The 23,814-nt window shown below is 66.2% G+C and carries 23 protein-coding genes; 14 read left to right on the top strand and 9 right to left on the bottom strand.

All coding sequences use genetic code 11. From position 1 onward, the window contains the following. Nucleotides 1-7: 7 nt before the first annotated feature. Together gltX and B1991_RS00685 are read right to left on the bottom strand one after the other, a co-directional pair. The gene (gltX, locus tag B1991_RS00680; protein WP_136256780.1) at nt 8-1,408 is read right to left on the bottom strand and encodes a glutamate--tRNA ligase; all 1,401 of its coding nucleotides are present in this window, start codon (nt 1,406-1,408) and stop codon (nt 8-10) included. Between the two features lie 79 nt (nt 1,409-1,487). Continuing rightward, nucleotides 1,488-1,919, bottom strand: coding sequence for a DUF4399 domain-containing protein (locus B1991_RS00685; protein ID WP_136256781.1), 432 nt, complete (start codon nt 1,917-1,919; stop codon nt 1,488-1,490). Nucleotides 1,920-2,944: 1,025 nt separating this feature from the next. Here B1991_RS00685 and B1991_RS00690 point away from each other — a divergent pair. The 14 genes from B1991_RS00690 to B1991_RS00755 all read left to right on the top strand — a co-directional run bounded on the left by B1991_RS00690 (nt 2,945) and on the right by B1991_RS00755 (nt 15,050). Further along, on the top strand, nt 2,945-3,415 hold the full coding sequence (locus tag B1991_RS00690) for a hypothetical protein (protein WP_210772065.1): 471 nt from the start codon (nt 2,945-2,947) through the stop codon (nt 3,413-3,415). Nucleotides 3,416-3,458: 43 nt separating this feature from the next. Then, on the top strand, nt 3,459-4,316 hold the full coding sequence (locus tag B1991_RS00695) for a VirB8 family type IV secretion system protein (RefSeq protein ID WP_246031012.1): 858 nt from the start codon (nt 3,459-3,461) through the stop codon (nt 4,314-4,316). After that, the gene (locus B1991_RS00700; RefSeq protein ID WP_136256782.1) at nt 4,313-5,077 is read left to right on the top strand and encodes a TrbG/VirB9 family P-type conjugative transfer protein; all 765 of its coding nucleotides are present in this window, start codon (nt 4,313-4,315) and stop codon (nt 5,075-5,077) included. The genes B1991_RS00695 and B1991_RS00700 overlap by 4 nt, the downstream gene beginning before the upstream one ends. Then, complete coding sequence (locus B1991_RS00705; RefSeq protein ID WP_136256783.1) at nt 5,074-6,258, top strand: TrbI/VirB10 family protein; 1,185 nt, start codon at nt 5,074-5,076, stop codon at nt 6,256-6,258. The genes B1991_RS00700 and B1991_RS00705 overlap by 4 nt, the downstream gene beginning before the upstream one ends. Before the next feature lie 23 nt (nt 6,259-6,281). Next, on the top strand, nt 6,282-7,313 hold the full coding sequence (virB11, locus tag B1991_RS00710; protein ID WP_136256784.1) for a P-type DNA transfer ATPase VirB11: 1,032 nt from the start codon (nt 6,282-6,284) through the stop codon (nt 7,311-7,313). Beyond that, nucleotides 7,313-8,272, top strand: coding sequence for a lytic transglycosylase domain-containing protein (locus B1991_RS19155; RefSeq protein WP_136256785.1), 960 nt, complete (start codon nt 7,313-7,315; stop codon nt 8,270-8,272). Before virB11 ends, B1991_RS19155 begins: the two co-directional genes overlap by 1 nt. 198 nt (nt 8,273-8,470) lie before the next feature. After that, complete coding sequence (locus B1991_RS00720) at nt 8,471-8,878, top strand: TrbC/VirB2 family protein (protein ID WP_136256786.1); 408 nt, start codon at nt 8,471-8,473, stop codon at nt 8,876-8,878. Continuing rightward, complete coding sequence (locus tag B1991_RS00725; RefSeq protein ID WP_136256787.1) at nt 8,871-9,179, top strand: VirB3 family type IV secretion system protein; 309 nt, start codon at nt 8,871-8,873, stop codon at nt 9,177-9,179. Before B1991_RS00720 ends, B1991_RS00725 begins: the two co-directional genes overlap by 8 nt. A gap of 53 nt (nt 9,180-9,232) precedes the next feature. Next, nucleotides 9,233-11,722, top strand: coding sequence for a VirB4 family type IV secretion/conjugal transfer ATPase (locus B1991_RS00730; protein ID WP_136256788.1), 2,490 nt, complete (start codon nt 9,233-9,235; stop codon nt 11,720-11,722). Nucleotides 11,723-11,757: 35 nt separating this feature from the next. Further along, complete coding sequence (locus B1991_RS00735; protein ID WP_136256789.1) at nt 11,758-12,537, top strand: TrbJ/VirB5 family protein; 780 nt, start codon at nt 11,758-11,760, stop codon at nt 12,535-12,537. A 65-nt stretch (nt 12,538-12,602) separates the two neighbouring features. Continuing rightward, nucleotides 12,603-13,667, top strand: a complete 1,065-nt coding sequence (locus B1991_RS00740; RefSeq protein WP_246031013.1) for a TrbL/VirB6 family protein — start codon at nt 12,603-12,605, stop codon at nt 13,665-13,667. A gap of 2 nt (nt 13,668-13,669) precedes the next feature. Beyond that, nucleotides 13,670-14,215, top strand: coding sequence for a DUF4189 domain-containing protein (locus B1991_RS00745; RefSeq protein WP_136256790.1), 546 nt, complete (start codon nt 13,670-13,672; stop codon nt 14,213-14,215). A 165-nt stretch (nt 14,216-14,380) separates the two neighbouring features. Further along, entirely contained in the window at nt 14,381-14,704 is a 324-nt protein-coding gene (locus B1991_RS00750) for a hypothetical protein (RefSeq protein WP_136256791.1), read from the top strand. Nucleotides 14,705-14,813: 109 nt separating this feature from the next. After that, the gene (locus tag B1991_RS00755) at nt 14,814-15,050 is read left to right on the top strand and encodes a hypothetical protein (RefSeq protein ID WP_136256792.1); all 237 of its coding nucleotides are present in this window, start codon (nt 14,814-14,816) and stop codon (nt 15,048-15,050) included. Here the strand turns inward: B1991_RS00755 and B1991_RS00760 are convergent. The 7 genes from B1991_RS00760 to B1991_RS00790 all read right to left on the bottom strand — a co-directional run bounded on the left by B1991_RS00760 (nt 15,047) and on the right by B1991_RS00790 (nt 23,754). Further along, nucleotides 15,047-15,913 (bottom strand): ferritin-like domain-containing protein, encoded by an 867-nt coding sequence (locus B1991_RS00760; RefSeq protein ID WP_136256793.1) that lies wholly within the window; start codon nt 15,911-15,913, stop codon nt 15,047-15,049. The two genes, B1991_RS00755 and B1991_RS00760, sit on opposite strands and share 4 nt — an antisense overlap. Before the next feature lie 94 nt (nt 15,914-16,007). Further along, a complete protein-coding gene (purF, locus tag B1991_RS00765) occupies nt 16,008-17,483 on the bottom strand; it encodes an amidophosphoribosyltransferase (protein WP_136256794.1) in 1,476 nt (491 codons plus the stop codon). A gap of 30 nt (nt 17,484-17,513) precedes the next feature. Next, on the bottom strand, nt 17,514-18,221 hold the full coding sequence (locus tag B1991_RS00770) for a CvpA family protein (RefSeq protein WP_136256795.1): 708 nt from the start codon (nt 18,219-18,221) through the stop codon (nt 17,514-17,516). A 111-nt stretch (nt 18,222-18,332) separates the two neighbouring features. Next, complete coding sequence (locus B1991_RS00775; RefSeq protein WP_136256796.1) at nt 18,333-19,358, bottom strand: SPOR domain-containing protein; 1,026 nt, start codon at nt 19,356-19,358, stop codon at nt 18,333-18,335. A gap of 76 nt (nt 19,359-19,434) precedes the next feature. Continuing rightward, nucleotides 19,435-20,709 carry a bifunctional tetrahydrofolate synthase/dihydrofolate synthase gene (gene folC / locus B1991_RS00780; RefSeq protein ID WP_136256797.1) on the bottom strand — a complete coding sequence of 425 codons (1,275 nt, stop codon included), beginning with the start codon at nt 20,707-20,709 and terminating at the stop codon, nt 19,435-19,437. A gap of 91 nt (nt 20,710-20,800) precedes the next feature. Continuing rightward, nucleotides 20,801-23,332 (bottom strand): heavy metal translocating P-type ATPase, encoded by a 2,532-nt coding sequence (locus B1991_RS00785; RefSeq protein ID WP_136256798.1) that lies wholly within the window; start codon nt 23,330-23,332, stop codon nt 20,801-20,803. Then, nucleotides 23,329-23,754 (bottom strand): heavy metal-responsive transcriptional regulator, encoded by a 426-nt coding sequence (locus B1991_RS00790; RefSeq protein ID WP_136256799.1) that lies wholly within the window; start codon nt 23,752-23,754, stop codon nt 23,329-23,331. The genes B1991_RS00785 and B1991_RS00790 overlap by 4 nt, the downstream gene beginning before the upstream one ends. Between the last annotated feature and the right edge of the window lie 60 nt (nt 23,755-23,814).

A 23,814-nucleotide genomic window follows, 5' to 3' on the forward strand; every position in this document is an offset into this window, starting at 1 on the left:
CGCCGACTCAGGCATGGGCCATGGCCATCGCGGCGTCGATGCGGCGGATCGCTTCCTCGCGCCCGGTAAGATAGATCGTGTCCTCGATCGAGGGCGAGACCTGGGTGCCGGTCATCGCCACCCGCAGCGGCTGCGCCACCTTGCCCATGCCCAGCTCAAGCTGCACCGCCAGCTGTTCGATGACCTGGTGGATCGCCGCCGGCTTCCACTCGCACGCCGCCAGCAGCGCCCTGGCCGCCTCCAGCACGCCCGGCGCACTGGCATTGCCGAGATGTTTCGCCACGGCCTTGTCGTCCCATGCGGTGATCGGGCCGTACCAGATCTTCGCGCGCTCGGCCATTTCCTTCAGCGTGTGCACGCGTTCGCGCAGCGCCGCGATCACCTCGACCGGTGCGGGGCCCTTCGTGATGTCCACGCCAACACGCTGCAGGTGCCACTCGAACTCGGCGACGAACGACTGCGGCTCGTCCGTCTTCAGGTAGTGCTGGTTCAGCCACGCCAGCTTCTCGGTATCGAAGCGCGAGGCCGCCTTGTTGACGTCGGCGATGTCGAACAGCGCGATCATCTCCTCGCGCGAGAAGATCTCCTGGTCGCCGTGCGACCAGCCCAGCCGCACCAGGTAGTTGAGGATCGCGTGGGGCAGGAAACCCTGCTCGCGATAATCCATCACACTGACCGCGTTGGTGCGCTTGGACAGCTTCTTGCCCTCCTGGTCCAGGATCATCGGCAGGTGCGCGAACTCCGGCACCGGCGCGCCGAGTGCGTGGTAGATGTTGATCTGCCGCGGCGTGTTGTTGACGTGGTCGTCGCCGCGGATCACCTCGGTGACGCCCATGTCGATGTCGTCCACCACCACGGCGAAGTTGTAGGTCGGCCAGCCGTCGGAGCGGAAGATCACCAGGTCGTCCAGCTCGCTGTTGGCGATCTCGATGCGGCCCTTGACCTTGTCCTCGAACACCACCGAGCCCTCGGCGGGATTGCGGAAGCGGATCACCCGATTCGGGTCGTCACGGAAAGGTTCGTTGCGGTCGCGGTAGTAGCCGTTGTAGCGCGGCTTCTCGCCCGCCTGCATGGCGGCCTCGCGCATCGCCTCGATCTCTTCCTTGCTCTCGTAGGCGTAGTAGGCCTTGCCGGCGGCGACCAGTTCGTCGGCCACCTGCTTGTACCGGGCCAGCCGCTGCGTCTGGTAGAACGGGCCCTCGTCGGCATCGAGGCCGAGCCAGTGCATCCCGTCGAGGATCGCCTGCACCGCCACGTCGGTGGAGCGCTCGCGATCGGTGTCCTCGATGCGCAGGATGAACTGCCCGCCGCGACGACGCGACTCCAGCCAGCAATACAGCGCGGTGCGCGCCCCACCGATATGCAAAAAGCCGGTGGGGCTGGGAGCGAAGCGGGTACGTACGGTCATCGGTAGTCGGCGGCGTCAGGGCGAAGCTGCCCATTTTAGCCGATCTGCCGCCGACCACCCGCCCGGCTCCGGGCCGCGCTCATTTCACGTGGATGGTGATCTTCTTCGATACCAGCGCCGGCTCGAACGGCACGTGGTTGGCGTCGCCCAGTTCCAGTTGCAGGGTGTGGGTGCCCGGGGTCAGCTTCAGCGTGGCCTGGGTCTGGCCACCGCCGAAATGGATGTGCTGCGCATCAGCCGGAATCGGCTGGCCGGCGGCGGGAAGATCCTTCACGTCGACCAGCAGGTGATGGTGGCCGGTGTTCTCCTTCACCACGCCGGCCGGCGCCACGCCCATGCCTTTCAGGCCGAAGCGCACGGTGACCTCCGGACCGACGGTGGCGCCATCGGCAGGCGAGATGATGTAGACCTCGGCGCCGGCCGGCGCAGCCGTGGTGGGCAGCGCAGGCGCCGCGGCCATCGCCGTGGTGACCAGACCGGCCAGGGCGAGCGCGAACAAAGTGCGTTTCATCGTGGAACCTCCAGCGCAACGAAAAGGCCAGTGTACGCAAACTGCCGCTCCGCGTGCCGCGGCGGCGGAGCCGGCACCAACCCGCGCAAATTTTGCCCACGCCGTAGACGCTCCCTTTGCGGTCAAGCAGATAGGCATCTTGTCCACAGGCTTTGCGCGACATGCTCCACACCGGCTGTGGAGAACTGCCGCACCGCTGCGCAGGAAATCATCAACGCGAGGCAAGTGGCTGTCGGCAAAGGACGCTGCCGGGGTTGTCCACAGGCTTGTACAACGGCGACGCACAGAAGCTGTGGAAAACCCGGGACTGGAACGGTGGTGCCGCCTGCGAGGCGACATCGTGCCTTGCCAAGCCATCATCATTCCGAAAATGGCCGTCCATTCGTCCCGCGTCGTGTAGGTGCATCCCGCCATCACGCCAGGCGCGAACCCGGCACGGCGTAGGCGAACACGGGCGTGCGGGTTGCCATGCTTATCGTCGTGCACCTCTCCGGAAACACCGGGGCATTTCCGCGTGTGTGCATGGAAAACCCTTGCCACAAGGAGTTTTGCCGCCACGAAACAGCGGCGAACCATCTTCAAGGATCGACACAAAAACCGCCGGTTCGTCATGCGCGATGCGTTCGTTTCAACGTGAAACAGATCACGCAACACCGGAAATTTTCTTAGACCGGATCGGTTGACGGTGCGCATGTCGCACCGGATCATGAAAAAGCGTTCGGTCAGGGGGACCGAACTGCATGTTCCGGTGAATCGCTGCATCACTCCAGCGCATTGACACCGGGAGCCCGGGAAGTACAGGCGCTGCGTTTCGCGGGATTTCTCCGCAACGCAAGTGATTCACGACAGCGGATTGTTGGTGTACTCGAATGGATTGCAGGGGAACACAGGAGCCCATCCCTTTCATGCCCGGAAGGACAGCCGCGCACCAGCGCGGACTGCCCTCCGATGCGCACCCACAGCCCGTTGCAACGCCGGCGGCAGGCCCGACCGGCGGCACGCTCCTTCACCATGCCTGGATCGACGTGAAACAGAAAACGCCCAGCCGGATCGCCTCCGGCGCGCTCACCCTTGCCTGCCTTCTTCTCGCCGCCTGCGGCACGCCCACGGCAAAGGACTTCAAGGGCAGCTGGCGTCCGGTCAACCATTTCCGCACCGTGCCCACCGAGATACCGCTGCACCGCCATTACGTCTACTTTGCCGCGCCGGTCGACGGAACACTGAAGTCGATGCTGGCGCGCTGGGCCCATGACACCGAACGTAGCCTCGACTACCAGCTCAGCTACGACGTGACGCTGTACCAAGCCGTGGCCACGCTACGCACCCCGGACATCGAAGCGGCCGTCGGCGAGCTCAATGCAGTCTACGCCGCACAGGGCGTACGGGTGGCGGTGCAGTCGGGCGAGATCCTGGTGACATCCAGAGACCGCCACGCACCCTCGTCCGCACCGGCCGCGAGCGGCAATGGTCCGAAGACCGAGGCGGCCACGCCATGATTGCCCGGGGCTTCTTCCGCGTATCGCCACGGGGAATCTCCTGATGGCGAGGAAACCCACATCCGGCAGCGCGATAGAGCGCAGCATCGCGCAGTCAACCCGGTTCGAGCTGACCATCGCCGAGCTGGCGCGACGCAGCGAGCGTCGAGCGTGGTGGGTGGCCTGGACAGCCGTTGCGCTGGCGCTGGCCCTCTCCGGTGGCTACTACTTCATGCTGCCGCTGAAGCAAAGAGTGCCCTATCTGGTGATGGCCGATGCCTACACCGGCACCGCCACGGTGGCGCGGCTGGACGGCGACTTCGCCATGCGCGGGATCACCACGCGCGAAGCGGTCAACCGCAGCAACGTGGCGCATTTCGTGCTGGCGCGCGAGTCGTACGATCTGGAGCTGGTCAATCTGCGCGACTGGAAGACGGTGCAGACGATGGCGTCGGCCGGGGTCAAGGCGCCCTACGTGCAACTGTTTGCCAACAGCAATCCCGACAGCCTCATCAAGCAGTTCGGCAAGGACCAGGCGATCCGCATCAAGCTGCTGAGCATCCAGCTGGTCGGCGGCGGTCCCGGCAAGACGCCGCGCGGCGCGACCGTGCGATTCCAGCGCAGCCTCTACAACAAACAGAACGGCGCAACCCGTCCGCTGGACAACAAGATCGCCACCATCGCCTTCACCTACAAGCAGAACCTGGAAATGGACGACCAGAGCCGGGTCGAGAACCCGCTCGGCTTCTGGGTCACCAGCTACCGGGTGGACGACGACTACGCCATGGCGCCGCCGCCGGAAGTGTCCGTATCGCCGGCAACGACGCAGCCGGCACCGGCCATGGCTGCCGCGTCTGCGCCCGCAGCGGCGCCACCGGCCGCCGCTGCCACCGACACTCTCCCTGGAGCAGGTCCCCGATGAACCGAACAAGCATCTGGTGGCTCGGCGCCGCCCTGTGCACCGCCGCTGCTGCCGCACACCCGCAAGGCGCGGAGCAGGTGCTGACCCATTACGAATACGCCGCCGACGTGATCTACCCGGTACGCACCGGCCTGGGCATCACCACCCAGATCGAGCTGAGCCCGAGCGAAAAGATCCTCGACTACAGCACCGGCTTCAGCAGCGGCTGGGACCTCACGCGTCGGGAAAACGTGTTCTACCTGAAGCCGCGGAACGTGGACGTGGACACCAACATGATGGTGCGCACCGCCACGCATTCGTACATCTTCGAACTCAAGGTGGTGGCGACCGACTGGAAAACTCTCGCCGAGGCGCGGCACGACGGCGTGCAGTACAAGATCACCTTCACCTACCCGGCCGACACCAGTTTCTCCCACGAAAAGAAGCAGCTGAAAGTTCCCGCGCAGGACAGCGATCTGCTGCCCGACCGCAGCTACAACTTCGACTACGACTACGCCACCAGGAGCAAAGCCGCGCCGTGGCTGGTACCGGTCAACGCCTACGACGATGGCCGCTTCACCTATCTCAAGATGAGCGACCTCAAACAGTTCCCCAGCGGCGATTTCCCCGCCGTGTACATGCGCGAGCAGGCGCACGGTGAGGACTCGCTGGTGAACACCACCGTCGAGGGCAACACCATCATCGTCCACGGCACCTACAACTATCTGGTCATCCGCCACGGCAACGACGTCGTGGGCCTGCGCAGGAACACGCCCAAGTGAACAACCATCAGCATCCCGGCGACGAACGCGCCGACGACGAGCACGCGGGCGGCGCGCACGGGAACCGCGAGCCGCTCGCCGGCAATCCTTACGCCAGCCACATCCAGCGCGGCCACGAGCCGGATCTGGATGCCAACGCGCCGCAGCTGCGTGCGGTCGAGCTGCGCCGGATGAACCGGCGGGCCTTGCTGCTGCTGGGTGCGGTGGTGTTGCTGCTGATGTTCGTTGCCTACTGGATGTTCACCGGCGCGGGCAGCCGCCGCGAGCAACCGAAACCACGCGAGGAGAAGGTCACCGTCGCCGAGGCCCCGAACACCCTGCGAGTGCCGCAGTTGCCTCCTTCCCCGACGGTGCCCAGCCAGCCGCCGACACCGCCCATTCCGGTATTGCCCGCCAGCGCGGTCCCATCGCTTCCCGCCACGACGGTACAGCCACCGATGGCGCGCGGCCCCACCCTGCTGCAGCGGCGCATCGCCGCCAGCGGCGCGGAGACACAGGACCCGTCCGCCAATGCGCACGGCCTCCCGAGCGGCACCGATGCGCGGCTGCCTACCGGCGAGCAGACCGGCCCGACCAGCGCCCAGGCCCTGCCTCACGCCGACACCTTGATGCAGCGCGGCACCTATATCCGCTGCGTGCTCGAAACGCGCATCGTCTCCGACGTGCCCGGCTTCTCCACCTGCCTGGTCACCGAGCCGGTGTACTCGTTCAATGGTCACACGCTGCTGCTGCCCAAGGGATCGAAGCTGCTCGGCGCCTACAACCACAAGCCGACCGGCAACCGCATGGAAGTGGTGTGGGACCGCATCATCACGCCCACCGGCATCGACGTGAATATGGCGAGTCCCGGCATGGACAACCTGGGCGGTGCCGGCCTGCCCGGCCATTACGACGCCCACTGGGGTCAGCGCGTCAGCTCGGCGCTGCTGATCAGCCTGCTCAGCGACGCGTTCAAGTACGAAGCCGCCGAACACGGTCCGCGCAACAGCACGGTCGGCAACGGCTTCGTCACCCAGACGCCGTTCGAAAGCAATACCGCGCAGACCGTGCAGCAGCTGGCCGATCAGGCCGTGCGCGAAGCGGCCAACCGGCGCCCCACGGTCACCATCAACCAGGGCACCGTCATCTATGTCTACGTCGCCAAGGACGTGGATTTCAGCGGCGTGGTTGCCCGCTTCTGAATGCCCTGAAGACTGCCAACGCCATGGACGACGTGAACGCACAGGTTTCCAGTGATTTCCTCGACTACCAGTACGAGGTGCTGGGCGTGCGCGAGCACATGGCCAATGCCGAGGTCACCGAGATCTGCATCAACCGGCCTGGCGAGATCTACGTGGAGAACCGCCAGGGCTGGCAACGCATCGAGGTGCCCTCGCTGACTTTCGAGCGTGCGCGGCAGTTCTGCACGGCGGTGATCAACGAGAGCAACACCGGCCAGCGCATCACCGACATCGACCCGGTCGTTTCGCTGACCTTTCCCACCGGGCAACGCGCACAGCTCGTGATACCCCCCGCATGCGAGGCCGATCGCGTCTCGATCACCATCCGCCTCCCCTCGCGGCAGCGCCGGACCCTGGCGCAGTACGAAAGCGACGGCTTCTTCGACAAGGTCGTGGAAGTGGACCACGGGCTCAGCGAGCTGGACAGCGAGCTGCTCGAACTGCGCAGCGCGCGCAACTACGCGGAGTTCTTCCGCAAGGCCGTGCTGAACAAGAAGAACATCGTCGTCGCCGGCGCCACCGGCAGCGGCAAGACCACGTTCATGAAGTCGCTGGTCAACCACATCCCCGACGACGAGCGCCTGGTCACCATCGAAGACGCGCGCGAACTCTTCATCGACCAGCCCAACGTGGTGCACCTGCTGTATTCCAAAGGCGGCCAGAGCACCAGCCACGTCACCGCCAAAAGCTGCATGGAAGCATGCCTGCGCATGAAACCCGACCGCATCATCCTGGCCGAGCTGCGTGGCGACGAGTCGTTCTACTTCATCCGCAATTGCGCCTCCGGTCATCCCGGCTCGATCACCAGTTGCCATGCCGGCAGTACCCGGCAAACCTGGGATCAGCTCGCGCTGATGGTCAAGGCATCAAGCGAAGGCGCAGGCCTGGAGTTCAACACCATCAAGCGCCTGCTGAAAATGACCATCGACATCGTGGTGCACATCAGCGCGCATGCCGGCAGCCGCCACATCACCGGCATCGACTTCAACCCGCAACGTGAAGCGGCGGAATCCTGATGCTGCCCGAGATGGAAATGCTCGCCTGTCCCAACCTGGCCGTATCGCCACAGGTGATGCAGCACATCGTACAGGTCGAATCCGGCGCCAACCCCTACGCGATCGGCGTCGTCGGCGGCAAGCTCGCACGCCAGCCACGCAACATGGAAGAAGCGCTGGCCACCGCGCGCATGCTGGAGAACAGGGGCTACAACTTCTCCGTCGGCATTGCCCAAGTCAACCGGGCCAACCTGGGCCGCTACGGACTGGATTCCTACCGCAAGGCCTTCAACGCGTGCGACAACCTGGCCGCGGGCGCGCAGATTCTCGCCCGCTGCCACGACAGCGCCCACGGCGACTGGGGCAAGGCCTTCAGCTGCTACTACTCCGGCAACTTCACCACCGGCTTTCGCGACGGTTACGTACAGAAGGTATACGCCTCAATGGACCGCGCAGCCGAAGCCGGACTGGCGGTCACCACGCCCGCTTCCAACGTCCCGACCGTTGTACCGACACGCACGCAACCCACCGCGGAAGTCACTGCCGGCAGAAGCGCCGTGCCGCCACTGGTGGTCCATCCCGGTGACAACGCCCACTACCGGATCGCACTGCGCAGCATGTCGATGGCAGCCGTCACGACGGCGCCCGCATCACGGCTGAGTCCAGCCACGCCCGGCAACGTAAGCAACGAATCCGCGCTGGCGGCAACTCCCGTGGCGGGCTTCCCCAACGCCAGCACAAGCGCCACCGCCCAGTTGCAGCACGACGATACGCGGCCGCCATCATCGAACGCGCCAACCCGCCAGCCCGCTCCGCCCGAGTTCGTCGGCACGACGGCCGACGGCGTGTTCGAGCCGCAGGTGCGCAGCCCCGGTGATCCGGCCGTGGCTTCAGCCACCCCAACCGCGGACACACCCACCCCACGGCACGACCGTGCCGACTTGCGCATGGAGCAGCGTGATGCCGCCTTCGTCTTTTGACGCCAATCGCTGGAGCGGTACCGCGGCATGGCGTGCCGCCAATGCACAGAACCGTGCCCCCGAGACGACGGCGCATCGCCTGCCTTTCGCGTCACCGACACCACCGCGCAACCCTTTCGGTCGCTTCCCGCGGCCAGCTCCCGGCAGTCATCCAGCGATGACCGCACTCCACTGCAACTCCTGACAAGGAACCCCGTGATGGCCACCACCTCCCTCGGCAACGAAAGCATCCTCACCTCCTCGCGTACGCGCTGGTTCACGTTCCTCTGCGCAGCCATGCTGCTGGCATTGGTGCTGCCGAACCTCGCGCTCGCGCAGGACGCCACCGGCACGATCGACACCACCTGCAAGTTCGCCACCAACATCAACATGATCCTCAACGCGATCTCGGTCGTGGTGGTGACAATCGCCATCGTGTTCTCCGGCTACCAGATCGCCTTCGCCCACAAGCGCATCGGCGATGTCGCCCCGGTGCTGATCGGCGCGGTATTGATCGGCGCGGCGGGGCAAATCGCCAAGATGTTCCTTGCCGGCAGCACGACCGACGCTGGCGCCACGCAGTGCACCGCCAGCGTGCTCGTGCACGCGCTCCACTTCTATGCATAGAAACGCGCTGTTCCGCGGTTGCACCCGCCCGCCCATGTTCATGGGCGTGCCTTACGTGCCGTTCTTCATGGCAGCGGGCGGGTGCTTCCTCGTGGCGGTGTACACCAACTTCCTCTACCTGCTGTTGCTGCCGCTGGTCATCTTCGTGATGCGCCAGATGGCACGACGCGACGAAATGATCTTTCGCCTGCTGGGGCTGCGCCTGCAGTTCCGCACCAGGATGAGGAACCTCGGCGACAACGATGGCATGTGGGTGTTCACCCCCAACCACCATCGCGGCCAGCGCAACGACAAGTCGTGATGTGACGCGATCCCCGCAGCCGCGATGCCGCTGAATCTGCAGGACTCGAAACCATGCCCAAGCCAAAACCCGAATTTGCCCCGGACACGTCCATTGCCGAATTCCTGCCTCTGTCGACGCACGTGTCGCCGACCGTGCTCAAGACCACCGGTGGCGATTTCCTGCTGGCGTGGCGCCTGGGCGGGCTGCCCTTCGTGGGGCGTGAAGAGTGGGAGATCGAGCACCGCCACAACACCTTCAATCGCCTGCTGCAAACCCTGCGCGCACCCGATTTCGTCAATGTGGCGTTCTGGATCCACGACGTGCGTCGGCGCCGACGGCTGGATGACCACAGTCGTTTCACGCAGCCCTTCAATCAGGACTTGTCCGACGATTACTACAAAGGCCTGTCTGCGCAAAAACTGATGCAGAACGAGCTGTACCTCACACTCATGTATCGCCCCATCGTGACGGGCAAGCGCTTCGTGGAGAAGTCGGCCGACCTGTCGCGGCTGGAGTCCGAACAACGCGACGCGGTGAGCGCCGTACTCGAGCTTGCGGGGAACATGGAGGCCGTGCTGAAGGACTACGCACCCTGCCGACTGGGCATGTACGAGGCGGCCAACGGCGTCGTGTTCTCCGAGGCGCTGGAGTTGTACGGCTACCTGCTCAACCGCATCGACGAACCGGTACCGGTGCTCAGTGCGCCCGTGTGCGACTACCTGCCGGTCAGCAAGCAGCGTTTCTCGGCTAAGACCGGCGACTACGTGATCACCACGCCTGATGGCGTCAATCACTTCGGCGCCATCCTCAACATCAAGGAATACACCGACGGGACCTATCCGGGCATTCTCAACGGCCTGAAGTACCTCGACTTCGAATACGTCATCACCCATTCCTTCAGCCCCATGGGCCGGCAGGATGCGCTCAAGGCGCTGGATCGCACCAAGGGCATGATGATCTCCTCCGGCGACAAGGCCTTCAGCCAGATCGCCGAGCTCGACCACGCCATGGACCAGCTGGCCTCCGGCAACTTCGTGCTGGGCGAGTACCACTTCTCGATGGCCATCTACGCCGCCAGCCAGAAGGCATTGGCGCAGCAGATCGCCAGCACCCGCGCCGAGTTGTCGAACGCGGGATTCGTCTCTGTCAAGGAGGACCTGGCCGTCACCGCGGCGTTCTACGCGCAGTTTCCGGGCAACTGGAAGTACCGGACGCGCCTGGCCAACGTCAGCTCGCTCAACTTCCTCGGCCTGTCGCCGTTGCACAACTTTGCCACCGGCAAGAAGGAGAACAACCCCTGGGGCGACTGCGTCACCACCCTGCAGACCACCAACGGACAGGCGTACCACTTCAATTTCCACGCCACCCATCCGGCGGAGAATTCACTGGGCGAGAAGGCCATCGCCAACACCATGGTCATCGGCAAGTCCGGCACCGGCAAGACTGCGTTGATCAACTTCCTGCTCAGCCAGGTGCAGAAGCTGCAGCCATCGCCGACGATCTTCTTCTTCGACAAGGATCGCGGCGCCGAGATCTTCGTGCGCGCCTGCGGCGGCAACTACCTGGCCCTGGAAAATGGCAAGCCCACCGGCTTCAACCCCTTCCACTGCGAACGCAACGAAGCCAACGTGCAGTTCCTGGCCGAGCTGGTCAAGGTGATGGCCGGCAAGAGCACCTACAGCTCGCGCGAGGAAGAAGACATCTTCCGCGCCGTGGAGAACATGCTCGACACGCCCATGCCCCTGCGCACGCTGACCAACTTCCAGAAGAGCCTGCCCAACATGGGTGACGACGGCCTGTTCATCCGGATGCGCAAATGGACGGCCGGAAATTCGCTGGGATGGGTATTCGACAACCCGATCGACACCATCGACCTGGAAAAGGCCAACATCATCGGCTTCGACTACACCGAGCTGATCGACAACCCCGAAGCACGCGTGCCGGTCATCAACTACCTGCTGCACAGGCTGGAGGCGCTGATCGACGGACGCCCGCTGATCTACGTGATGGACGAGTTCTGGAAGATCCTCGACGGCAAGGGCGGACTCAAGGAATTCGCCAAGAACAAGCAGAAGACGATCCGCAAGCAGAACGGCCTGGGCATCTTCGCCACGCAAAGCCCCGAGGACGCGCTGGCCAGCGACATCGCCGCGGCGCTGATCGAGCAGACCGCAACGATGATCCTGCTGCCCAACCCGAATGCCAGCCGCGGGGATTACGTCGACGGCCTGAAACTGACCGACGCCGAATACCAGGTCGTGGTGAGCCTGGATGAGCGTTCGCGCTGCTTCCTGGTCAAGCAGGGGCACGCCAGTGCGGTCTGCCAGTTGAACCTGCGTGGCATGGACGACGCGCTCGCCGTCATCTCCGCGTCCACCGACAACATCGAGATCATGCACGAAGTACTGCGTGAATGTGCCGCCGCCGAAGGCATCAGCGTCGACGCGCTGCAGCCGGAGCAATGGCTCACGCGGTTCTACGAGAACCGCAAGGGCAGCGGCAAGCCGATGCCCGGCAGATCCCCGCAACCTTCCATCCCGCCCCGTTCGGCCAGCATGTAGTTCCCACCCACGACGCCCCCCTGGAGGAAATTGCCATGAACCATCGGACCCGGAGCAACTTTGGCCGGCGCAACGCATGCAAGGTGGTGCTCATTCTTGGCATCGGCGCCGTTTGCGGCACGGCCGGCACCAGCAGTCATGCCCAGGTCGTCACCATCGACCCGGCCCATATCGCCCAGGACGTCGCCGACTTCGCCAAGACAATGGCGCAGTATGCCAAGGAGATTGCGCACTATCAGGCGGTCGTACAGCACTACCAGCAGCAACTGATTCGCCTGACCCACATGGATTTCAGCCTGCCCACCATGCAGAACAACTACGAAGAAATCTCCCAGTCGGATGCGCGGGATCAAGTTGAGCGCGCATGCCCCAGCGCCAACGGGGACGGCGTGGCGGGGGCGGTCTCCGGTTTGCTGCAGGTGTTCACCCCCGACGTGAATGCGTCGATCCTCAGGAACCAGCAGGTCATCTGCGAACAGATCAAGTTCCGCGAGATCAACAAATACAACCTCACCGTCAAGATGATGAAGCGGCTCCAGGATTACTCGAACAAGCTGAAGTCACTGCAAAAGCAGCAGGATGACGGCGGGTCCAGCGAAGGCGCCCTTGCCGGAACCATGTCGAACATGCAGATGAACAGCCTCGCACTCGACAACGAAATGCAGACCTGGAAAGGCCAGATCAACGCCGACGACCAGATGATCAGCTACCTGCAAGGCCAGAAGAGCGTGCAGGCTCGGGAACTCCTCGACGGCAGTCATACCGCCCTCGGCAGGGTGATCCAGGCGGGCATGTTCGCCGCTGCGTTCCACTGACGCGAACTTGCGCGACGGGCAATCGAAATCGACTGCCTCATCACACTGAACAGGGATCGGGCACGATGGGCTTCGTCTATTTCGTATTGATCTACAACTGGTTGAGCAACCAGATCAATACCTTCGGCATGGATCTGATGGCCAACCTGATGACCTGGGCCAGCGGAATTGCCCTGGTGCTGGTGACCCTGTGGATCATGATTCAGGGCTACCGCATGATCACCGGTCAGTCGCGCGACTCCATGATGGCGTTGGTGATGAGCATGACCCGGGTCGCCATCATCGTCACCGCCGCCACCACGATGAGCATGCTTGGCGCGAACCTGCACCACTTCCTGACCACCGATCTCAGCACCGAGGTCAACCAACTCTTCACCGGTGACAACAGCACCGCAGCGCAAACCATCGACGAGAACCTCGCCTGGACACAATTGGCACTGCAGGCCATCGATGCCGTGCAGATCTCCCCGGGCGACACCGACCTGGCCCAGACCAAGCAGAACGCCCTGCTGATGGCCGGCTTCGGCACCGCCGCCCCGCCGATGGCCGCGGCTGCCATGCTGCTGATGTACCAGTTCGCCCTGGCCCTCTTCATCGGCCTCGGGCCGCTATTCATCCTCTGCCTGATCTTCGAACAAACCAAATCACTGTTTCAGCGCTGGCTGCTGTACGGCATCGGCACCGTGTTCTCGATGGCCGTTCTTGCTTTCGTCAGCTCACTGGTGCTGCAGCTCACCCTGCGCGTGGCCGCGGCGCTGTGGACATCCAATCTCATCAACAACATCACGGGCAACGGCGCCGAGGGCCTGTCCAGGCAGGCCCTGCAACAAGGTGGCCTGGGCCTGCTGATGACCGTGCTGATCGTCTCCGTCCCGCCCATGGCCGCCATGTTCTTCCAGGGCACGCTGGGCAACTTCATGCACTACTCGGCTTTCGCGGGTCCAGCCAGTGCACCCGGCCCCCAGGGGCAGCCGCCAGGAAGTTACGCGAATGCGCCGCTACTGCATGGTCTCGGTAATCCCGCTACCGGTACCGCCATCCTCAATACGGGTAACGGTCTCCACCGCACCACCGTTGCAACCGTCGTCGCAACCGATTCCATCAAGCCCTCAGCGACCGGAAGGCACTGACCATGACGTCGATTGCATCGCGATGGTTGCTGATCGGCTTGCTGCTCATGGCCGCCCCCATCGCTCACGGTGAAAATGGCTGTCCGACGGGCTTTCTGCCAACCGGCGGCGCGCCCAGCGCGCAAGATCCAGGCGCCTGCAGACCCATGGCGAGCTACGAGCAACAGCAAGCGCCACGCAGTCCCCCGCCACCACCGCCACGCCCTGTTCCACCACTTGAATGGAAGCCCGATTGGGGAGCCATCGCGTGGGATGACGAACGCCGAACCATCGGCTCAGTTGTCGAAGCTCCGACCGAGAATGAGGCGAAAGAAGGTGCAATGAAGGACTGCCAGTCCAAAGGCGGCGTGGACTGTCGGTTGGTACTTGCATATGAAAACGGCTGTGGCGCATTCGCCATAAGCGACGCGGCATGGGGCGTACAGGCCGATGCCACGGAAATCGGAGCTGAGGTCTACGCCGTCAGGGCTTGCACCAAAACCGGGCACCAGGAATGTCACGTGCTGTTCAAGGATTGCAGTCGCCCCAACGGGTTTGCCACGCCATGACGCGTACTGCGAAGTCAACTCGACACCGGTTTTCCTGCAGCCACCGATCAACAACGGATTCACCTGTGGCTGCCATCCGAGGAGCAACGCCGGAATCGTTCCTGGCCCGGCGCACGCCCTCTGAAAATCCGCACCAGCAATCACCTCATGCATCGGAGACATGCCATGAAGCCAACCATGCTGCTCGCGACCCTGACCATGGGCATCGCCACCCTGCTCACAATCGCGCCTGCACGCGCACAAAGCATCGACCCGTGCGCTGTCTATACCTGCATGGCCGGCATGTCCGGTGATGGTGCCACCGGCGGTGCCGCCTGCGCGCCTGCGACCACGTTCTTCTTCAGTCTGGTGGTCTTCGACCCGTACTTCGACGCGCCCGCAACCTCCCAACTGCGTCGGCGATACCTGATGACCTGCCCAGGCGCCAACACCGGCACCAACGCCGCCATCCTGAACGCCATCATCGCCGAATGGGGAACGGTGCCCTGAGGCACATCTGCCACGCGCCCGTGAGAAGTTCTTGAGGATCTCGACCTGCGGCATCCCGTCATGCGGAGCGAGAACCTCGTCGCTGCACCGGTCTTGGCGACTCGCAAGAATGGATTTGGATCACATCAGCCAGATCGTCCTCAGCGAAAATGGCACGCGTGCATTCGCGCTCGAATACGGGGCCGCTGCCCGAATGGCGCAGGTGCAGATCGCCGGTGCCGTGCAGACCCTGATCGCGGACAACGGCGCCGCACGAGCTCAAGCACGCGAACAGGCAGCAGGTTACTGGTCGACTGCGCGACCTGTGGCGCTGCGGCCGGCCGAACCGCGGGTAGTCTGGCGCTAGTTCATCCCGGCTGGGCTGCGCGATCGCGACGGCGGAGTTGCATCACCCGACGGACGTGAGCTTTCGGCCAAGCGAGTGAGCCGATCCAGTTCTTCCGGGGAAAACCCCGCCTCCATCCGCGCCGGGCGATTGAACGGTCCACGCAGGTCGACGCCCATGTAGTCGCGGATCAGGCCGAAGAAGGTTTCCACCGGCTCGATGCCGTCGCGTTCGCAGCAGTGGAGATACCAGCGCGTGCCGGCGGCGACGTGGGCGACCTCCTCGCGCAGGATCACTTCCAGGATGGCGACGGTGGCTTCGTCGCCCAGTTGGCGCAGGCGCTCGATCATGCCCGGGGTGACGTCCAGCCCGCGCGCTTCGAGCACGCGCGGCACCAGCGCCATGCGTGCGGTGTCGTTGCCGGCGGTTTTCTCGGCCATCTGCCACAGGCCGTCGTGGGCGTCGAAATCGCCGTAGGCGTGGCCAAGCCCGGCCAGCCGCGCGGACAGCATGGCGAAGTGGCGCGCCTCGTCGTGGGCGCAGCTGGCCCAGTCGCGGTAGTAGTCGTGCGGTTTGCCGCGGAAGCGGTAGACCGCGTCCCAGGCCAGGTTGATCGCGTTGAACTCGATGTGCGCCACCGCATGTACCAGGGCGACGCGGCCTTCGGCACTGCCCAGTCCGCGCTGCGGCAGCTGGCGTGCGTTGACCAGCCGCGGCCGCGCCGGGCGCCCCGGCGGGCCGATCGGTTCGGGCGGAGGCGACGACGGATCGGCCTGCAATTCGCCGCGCCGGAAGGCCTGCCAGGTTTCGTGCGTCAGGCGCAGCTTTTCGGTCGGCTCGGTGGCGTCGAGGCAGGCTTTGGCGGCGGCATGCAGATCGGACATGGGGCTTCCTGCAGGAGCGCACTCGCGCGCGATGCTCTTCTTTGGAATCCCGAATCCCGACAGAAAGCATCGCGCACCAGTGCGCTCCTGCGGTTTACATGATGCGCCGTGCGGCCTTGGCGTCGTCGGAACGCAGCATCTGGATCTGTTCCAGGTACTGGTCGTCCAGGCCGGTGACGTATTCGCCGGAGAAGCACGAGGAATCGAAATGCCTGAGGTTCTCGTTGCCGTCGCGCACCGACCATTCGAGATCCTTGAGATCCTGGTAGATCAGCCAGTCGGCGCCGAGCAGCTTTTCCACCTCCTGCTCGGTGCGGCCGGCGGCGACCAGTTCGCTGGCCGACGGCATGTCGATGCCGTACACGTTGGGATAGCGCACCGGCGGCGCGGCGGAGGCGAAGTAGACGTTCCTTGCGCCGGCCTCGCGCGCCATCTGGATGATCTGCTTCGAGGTGGTGCCGCGCACGATCGAATCATCCACCAGCAGCACGTTCTTCTTGTTGAACTCCAGGCCGATCGCATTGAGCTTGCGGCGCACCGATTTCACGCGCTCGCCCTGCCCCGGCATGATGAAGGTGCGGCCGATGTAGCGGTTCTTGACGAAGCCCTCGCGGAACGGCACGCCGAGCGCGCCGGCCAGCGCGCTGGCGGCGGTGCGCGCGGTGTCGGGGATCGGGATCACCGCGTCGATGCCGTGGTCGGGGCGCTCGCGCAGGATCTTCTCGGCCAGCTTCTCGCCCATGCGCAGGCGCGCCTTGTACACCGACACGTCCTCGATCATCGAGTCAGGCCGCGCCAGGTAGACGTACTCGAAGATGCATGGCGAGTGCACCGCGCCCTCGGCGCAGCGACGGCTGTACAGCTGGCCCTGGTCGGTGATGATCACCGCCTCGCCCGGCATCACGTCGCGCAGCCGCTTGAAACCCAGCACGTCCAGCGCCACCGATTCGGAGGCCACGGCGTACTCGTGCCCTTCGGCGGTGACGCGCTCGCCCAGCACCAGGGGGCGGATGCCGTGCGGGTCGCGGAACGCCACCAGGCCGTAGCCCAGCAGCAGCGCGATGCAGGCGTAGCCGCCGCGGGCGCGCGCGTGCACGCCGGCCACGGCCTTGAAGATGTGGTCCGGGGTCAGCTCCATGCGGTCCTGGATCTGCAGCTCGTGCGCGAGCACGTTCAGCAGCACCTCCGAATCGGAATCGGTGTTGATGTGGCGGCGATCGCCCTCGAACATCTCGCGCCGCAGCGTGTCGGTGTTGACCAGGTTGCCGTTGTGCGCGAAGGCGATGCCGTACGGCGAGTTGACGTACAGCGGTTGCGCCTCGGCCGACCCTTCCGAACCGGCGGTGGGGTAGCGGCAATGGCCGATGCCGATGCGCCCGCGCAACTCGCCCATCGCACGCTGGCCGAACACGTCGCGCACCAGGCCGTTGCCCTTGTGCAGGCGCAGGCGCGAGCCGTCCACCGTGGCGATGCCGGCGGCGTCCTGGCCGCGGTGCTGCAACACCGTCAAACCGTCATAAAGCGCCGATGCCACTTCCGTGGTACCGACGATGCCGATGATTCCGCACATGATGGATGGCCTGTTTCGGGAATGCTGATTCTATGGTTGCCGCGCGGGAGGCGACGTGCTGGCGGCGCTGGCCGGCGCAGCGGGAGCGCCTTGCCGTCCGGAAATGGGGGCGTGCAGCTTTCCGCTCAAGCCGTCCACCTGCTTGAGCAATTCGGCCGGCGCCACCCGATCGAGCAGGCTCGGCGCCGTCGACGAGCCGGCGGGCCCGTGCGGCAACGCCGGCGCCGACTTGAGCTTGTCCAGCATCGCATCGGGATGCAGATGATCGCCCACGCTGGCGGGGATGTTCTGCCCCAGCCACGCCGCGGCGACCTGGAACTGCGGCAGCAACATGGATTGCTGCCACCACGGCTCGCGCGTCACCGCCGTGAGCCCGACCAGGAACACCAGGATGGTGACCACCAGCGCGCCGCGCACGAAACCGAACAACACGCCCAGCAGGCGATCCATGCCGGTCAGGCCGGTGCTCCAGATCAGCCGCCGGGCGGCGAAGCGCACGAGCATGCCCAGCAGCAGGACGCCGAAGAAGCAGATCGCATAGCCGAGGCCGATGCGCGCCATCGGCAGCGAGATCGAGTTCTCGAACAAGGCCGCCACGTCCGGCCCGAACACCGCCGCCACCCAGAACGCGGCGATCCAGGTGACCAGCGACAGCACCTCCGCCACCAGTCCGCGCATCAGGCCGATCAGCACCGACAGCGCGAGGATGCCCAGGATGATTCCGTCGAGCCAGTTCATCCTTTGGACCGATTCGCGCGGTTGGCATGACACGGCAGCGATACGCGTGCGCCGACGTCGCGATGATCACGCCACGCGTGCCCGCAAACGCCGGGTGCGTGACGGCGCACGTCAGGGCACCGAGACGACATTGCCATCCATGCCCAGCTTGGCCTTGATCTGATCGTGCACGCGCTGGGCGTCGGCACGCTGGGTCTGCGGACCGGCGCGCACGCGCCACAGGGTGCGGCCGCCGGACTGCACGGAGTCGACGAAGCCGTCGAAGCCGGCTGCGCGCAACTTGTCGCGCAAGGCGATCGCATCGGCCTGGCTGCTCACCGCCGCCAGTTGCACCGCCCAGCCGCCAGCCCTGGCGGTGTGTGTGGTCGTGGAGGTGGTGGGCGTCGAGGTACCCGAGACATCGGCGTCCTGCTCCACCTTGGCCGGCACGCCGGGAATTGCCTGGGTGATCTTCAGACGTGCCGCCTCGGCCGCCGTGCGCGTCTCGAAGGGCCCGGCGGTGACCAGCGTGCGCGACTGCCCGGCCCGCGTGATCACGCGACCCGACACCGGGTAGCCCAATGCGCGCACCCGGCTCTGCAACTTGGCCGCGCCACTGGCGCTGGCGTAGGCGCTGAGGTTGATCGTGTAGCTGCCATGTGCTGCGGATGCCGCGACGGTCGCCGGCGTCAGTTCGGCCGGTTTGGCTGCCGGCTTGCTCGGTTCGCTGGCCGGTGCGGGCTTCGCGGCGGCAACGGCCTTCGGCGTCGCCGCCGTGCCGGTGTCGCGCTGCGGAATCACCGGTTGCGCCGGCGAGGTGCCGCTGCCAGTCGTCACCGTGGTCGGCGCGGGCGTCCGGCCCGCCTCCGGGTCGAGTTCCACGTCGCGTGGACGGTTCGAGTCGATGGTGACCGTGGCGATGCGGTCGCCCGACACCGCGGCGCCCGCCGCGGTCGTCGCGCCGGCCGGCACGCTGGCGGCGGCGGACGGGTCGAGGCTCATCGTCCTGGTCTGCAGGTCGCGGTCGGGCGCAGGCGGAATGGCCAGGCTCACCGACTGGTCACCGCCGGGGGTGGGCGGGCTGTCGGTGAAGAACATCGGCACAAAAATGACCGCCAACGCTATCAGGACGGCAGCTCCCAGCAGGCGTGTTTTCAAGTTTTCGCTCCCAGGCGGCGAACGCGATGCGCAATGCGGCGATTATACCTGCCGACGCCGGGTGCCATGCGGCGGCTCACGGCGCGTGTTCAGCCATCACCGCGCTGGCGACGAAAAACGAGCCGAACGCCAGGATGCAGTCACCCGGCTGCGTGGCCCGGCGTGCCGCAGCGAGTGCGGCGGCCACGTCGGGATGGGCGTCGAACGACGCCTGCGGCAAGGTGGATTGCAGCTTTTCCGACAGCGCCGCCACGTCCATCCCGCGCGGCGATGCCTGTTCCAGCCCGGCCAGGTGCCAGTGCGCAATGCGCGCACCGAGCGCGCCGATCACCCCGGCCACGTCCTTGTCCGCCAGCGCGCCGTAAACGGCATGCACCGCGCCGTGCGTCGATGCGTCCAGCCACTCGGCCAGCACCCGCGCGGCCTGCGGGTTGTGGCCCACGTCCACGAACACCGGGGGCTCGCCGCCCAGCGCCTGCAACCGCGCGGCGATCCGCACGTCGTGCAGGCCGGCGCTGGCCGCGGCAAACAGGGTGCTGGGCGAGAACGCCTCGTCGCCCAGCGCATGCAACGCGGCAATCGCGGCGGCGGCGTTGGCATGCTGTACCGGCGCGGCGAGGTACGGATCGGGCAACTCCATCGCACTGCCGTCGCGATGGCGCCAGCGCCAGCCGTCTTCGTGGCGTTCCACGCTGAAGTCGATGCCGGCACGCTCGACCTGCGCGCCACGTTCGGCCAGCGCTGCAAGCAGGCCGTCGGGCGGATCGAGCTGGCCCACGATCGCCGGCCGACCGCGGCGCGCGATGCCGGCCTTCTCGCGGCCGATGCTGTCGCGGTCGGGGCCCAGCCATTCCGTGTGGTCCAGATCCACGGTGGTGATCACGGCCACGTCCGCATCGATGATGTTGACCGCGTCGAGCCGGCCGCCCAGCCCCACTTCGAGCACCGCCACGTCGACACCGGCGCGGGCGAACAAGTCCACCGCCGCCAGCGCGCCGAACTCGAAATAGGTCAGCGGAATCTCCGCGCGCGCCGCCTCGATGCGTTCGAACGACCCAATCAGCGCGGCATCGGTGACCGGCACGCCGTCGATGCCGATGCGCTCGTTGTAGGCCAGCAGATGCGGCGAGGTGAAGGCGCCGACGTGCCATCCGGCCGCCTTCAGCATCGCCCCCAGCAGCGCCACGGTCGAACCCTTGCCATTGGTGCCGGCCACGGTGATCACCCGTGGCGCCGGCCGCGGCGCGCCCATGCGTTGCCATACCTCGCGCACGCGATCGAGGCCCAGCTCGATGCTGTGCACGTTGACGCGATCCTGATAACTCAACCACTCGGCGAGGGTGCGGGGCATGAACGGGTTGCTCGATGGACAGGCGAGGGAGATCGCCCATTGTCGCCGAAGCCGGCGCAGGAACGCACCGATCAGACCGCCAGCGGCCCCCTCACAACCTCACGCCTCGCAGCCGCAGCGCATTGCTCACCACCGACACCGAACTCAGGCTCATCGCCAGCGCGGCGATCATCGGCGACAAGGTGATGCCGAACCACGGATACAGCACGCCGGCCGCCAACGGCACGCCGACGGTGTTGTAGACGAAGGCGAAGAACAGGTTCTGGTGGATGTTGCGCACGGTGGCCTGCGACAGCTTGCGCGCACGCACGATGGCGCCGAGCTCGCCCTTGACGAGGGTCACCTGCGCGCTCTCCATGGCCACGTCGGTGCCGCTGCCCATCGCCATGCCGACATCGGACGCGGCCAGCGCAGGCGCATCGTTGATGCCGTCGCCGGCCATCGCCACGCGGCGGCCTTCGGCCTTGAGCCGGTCCACCGCCGCAGCCTTGTCGGCCGGCGAGACGTCTGCATGCACCTCGTCGATGCCCAGCGTTCGCGCCACCGCCTGCGCGGTGGTGGCGTTGTCGCCGGTGAGCATCACGATGCGCAGGCCGGCCGCGTGCAGCGCCTTGATGGCCGCGGGCGTGTCGGGCTTGATGCGGTCGGCCACCGCCAGCAGCGCGGCGAGGGCGCCGTCGACGGCGAGGAACATTACCGTGGCGCCGTGTTGACGCAGTTGTTCCGCGCGAGCGTTGGCAGCGTCGCTGATGGCGGCACGCGACTCGGCCATCAGCCTGGCATTGCCCAGCGCCACCGTGCTGCCCTCCACCGTCGCGCTGACGCCCCTGCCGGTCAGCGAGCGGAACGCCGTGGCCGCCAGTAACGCCACGCCTTCGGCATCGGCGGCAGTGACGATCGCGCGGGCCAGCGGATGCTCGCTCGGCCGCTCCAGTGCGGCGGCCAACGCCAGCAAGTGTTCGCGTGGCTGGTTGCCGAGGACCACCAGTTCGGTCAGTGCCGGCTTGCCCTCGGTCAGCGTTCCGGTCTTGTCCACCACCAGGGTGTCGATGTCGCGCAGGGATTCGATCGCGCCGGCGTCCTTGAACAGCACGCCGTGCTGCGCGCCGCGCCCGCTGGCGACCATGATCGAGATCGGCGTGGCCAGGCCCAGCGCGCAGGGACAGGCGATGATCAGCACCGACACCGCGGCGATCAGTGCATGCGTCAGGCGCGGTTCCGGCCCCACCATCGCCCACACGGCGAAGGCCAGCACGGCCGCGACGACCACCGCAGGCACGAACCACGCCGCGACCTTGTCGGCCACGCGTTGCAGCGGCGCGCGGCTGCGCTGGGCGGCCGCCACCAGCGCCACGATCTGCGCCAGCATGGTTTCGCCGCCGACTTTCTGCGCGCGCATGGTCAGTGCGCCATCCTGGTTCACGGTGCCGCCGGTGACCGCATCATCCTTCGCCTTGACCACCGGCATCGGTTCGCCGGTGAGCATCGACTCGTCGACGTGGCTCTCGCCCTCGATCACCACGCCATCGACCGGCACCTTCTCGCCGGGACGCACGCGCAGCACGTCGCCGGCCTGCACTTGCTCAAGCGGCACGTCGGCCTCGCTGCCATCGGCGGCAATCCGCCGCGCGGTCTTCGGCGCCAGCCCCAGCAACGCCTTGAGCGCCGCGCCGGTGCGCCGCCGCGCGCGCAGCTCCAGGAAATCGCCCAGCGTGACCAGGGTGACGATCACCGCCGCCGACTCGAAATACACCGCGACGCGGCCGTGCATGTCGCGGAAGCCGTCGGGAAAGATGCCCGGCAGCACGAACGCCACCGCGCTGTACAACCACGCCACGCCAGTTCCCAACGCGATCAGCGTGTACATGTTCGGCGACCACGGCTTCAGCGAGCGCCAGCCGCGCACGAAGAACGGCGCGCCGCCCCACAGCACCACCACGCTGGCCAGCGCCGCCTCGCCCCACACGGCCACGCCATCCCACGGCGCGGGCAGATGCCAGCCGAGCAGATGCGGCCCCATCGCCAGCGCAAACACCGGCAAGGTCAGCGCCACCAGCCACCAGAAACGCCGCGTCATCGCCCGCAGTTCGCCGCCGTCGTCCTCGTCCAGCGAGGGCATCATCGGCTCCAGCGCCATGCCGCATTTCGGGCAATGGCCGGGGCCGACCTGCTGCACTTCCGGATGCATCGGGCAGGTGTAGACCGTGCCGGCTGGCGCGGCCGGCGCGGGTTTGCGTTCGCCCAGGTACGCGGCCGGATCGGCCACGAACTTCTCGCGGCAGCGCGCGGAGCAGAAGTGGTACGGGCGGCCGTCGTGTTCGGCGCGATGCTGCGCGTTATGCGGATCGACGCTCATGCCGCAGACCGGGTCCTTCACCAGGTGTGCGCCATGCGCATCACCGTGCGCGGCGTGGTCATGCTCATGGGCGGCAGGTGCGGCCAGATAGCGCGCCGGCTCCGCCTCGAACTTCGCCTTGCAGCCGCCGCAGCAGAAATGGAAGGCCTGCCCGTCGTGCACCGACTGATGTTTCGACGTCGCCGGATCGACCGACATGCCGCACACCGGATCGGTCGCCGACGAAGGCGTGCTGTCGCCACCGTGGCCGCAGGCATGCGCGTTCATGCCGACACCTCGTCGCCGCCCAGCGCGCGCAGGATCGGACATTCCTCCGGCTTGCCATGCCCGGGGCACGAGGCGACCAGTTCCGCCAGGCCATCGCGCACGCGCTGCAGCTCGGCGATACGCTGCTCGATCGCCGCCAGTCGCTTTTCCGCGCGCCGCTTCACCGCCTTCACCCCGCGCTGGCGATCCGCCGAGAGCGCCAGCAATTCGCGGATCTCCTCCAGCGTGAAGCCCAGATCCTTGGCACGGCGGATGAAGCGCAGCTGCGTCACCGCGCCCTCGCCGTAACTGCGATAGCCCGAGGCGCGCCGCTGGGGCTCGGGCAGCAGCCCTTCGCGCTCGTAGTAACGGATCGTGTCGATCGCCACGCCAGCGCGCCTGGCGACGGCACCGATGGTCAGGGAGGAAGTTTGCGTGTTCATGGGCATAGTCTAGACCCTTGATCAAAGTCAAGAGTCAAGCGCCCGGCTGGCTCGCCCACC

Source organism: Rhodanobacter lindaniclasticus, assembly GCF_004799035.1.
Classification (GTDB): Bacteria; Pseudomonadota; Gammaproteobacteria; order Xanthomonadales; family Rhodanobacteraceae; genus Rhodanobacter; species Rhodanobacter lindaniclasticus.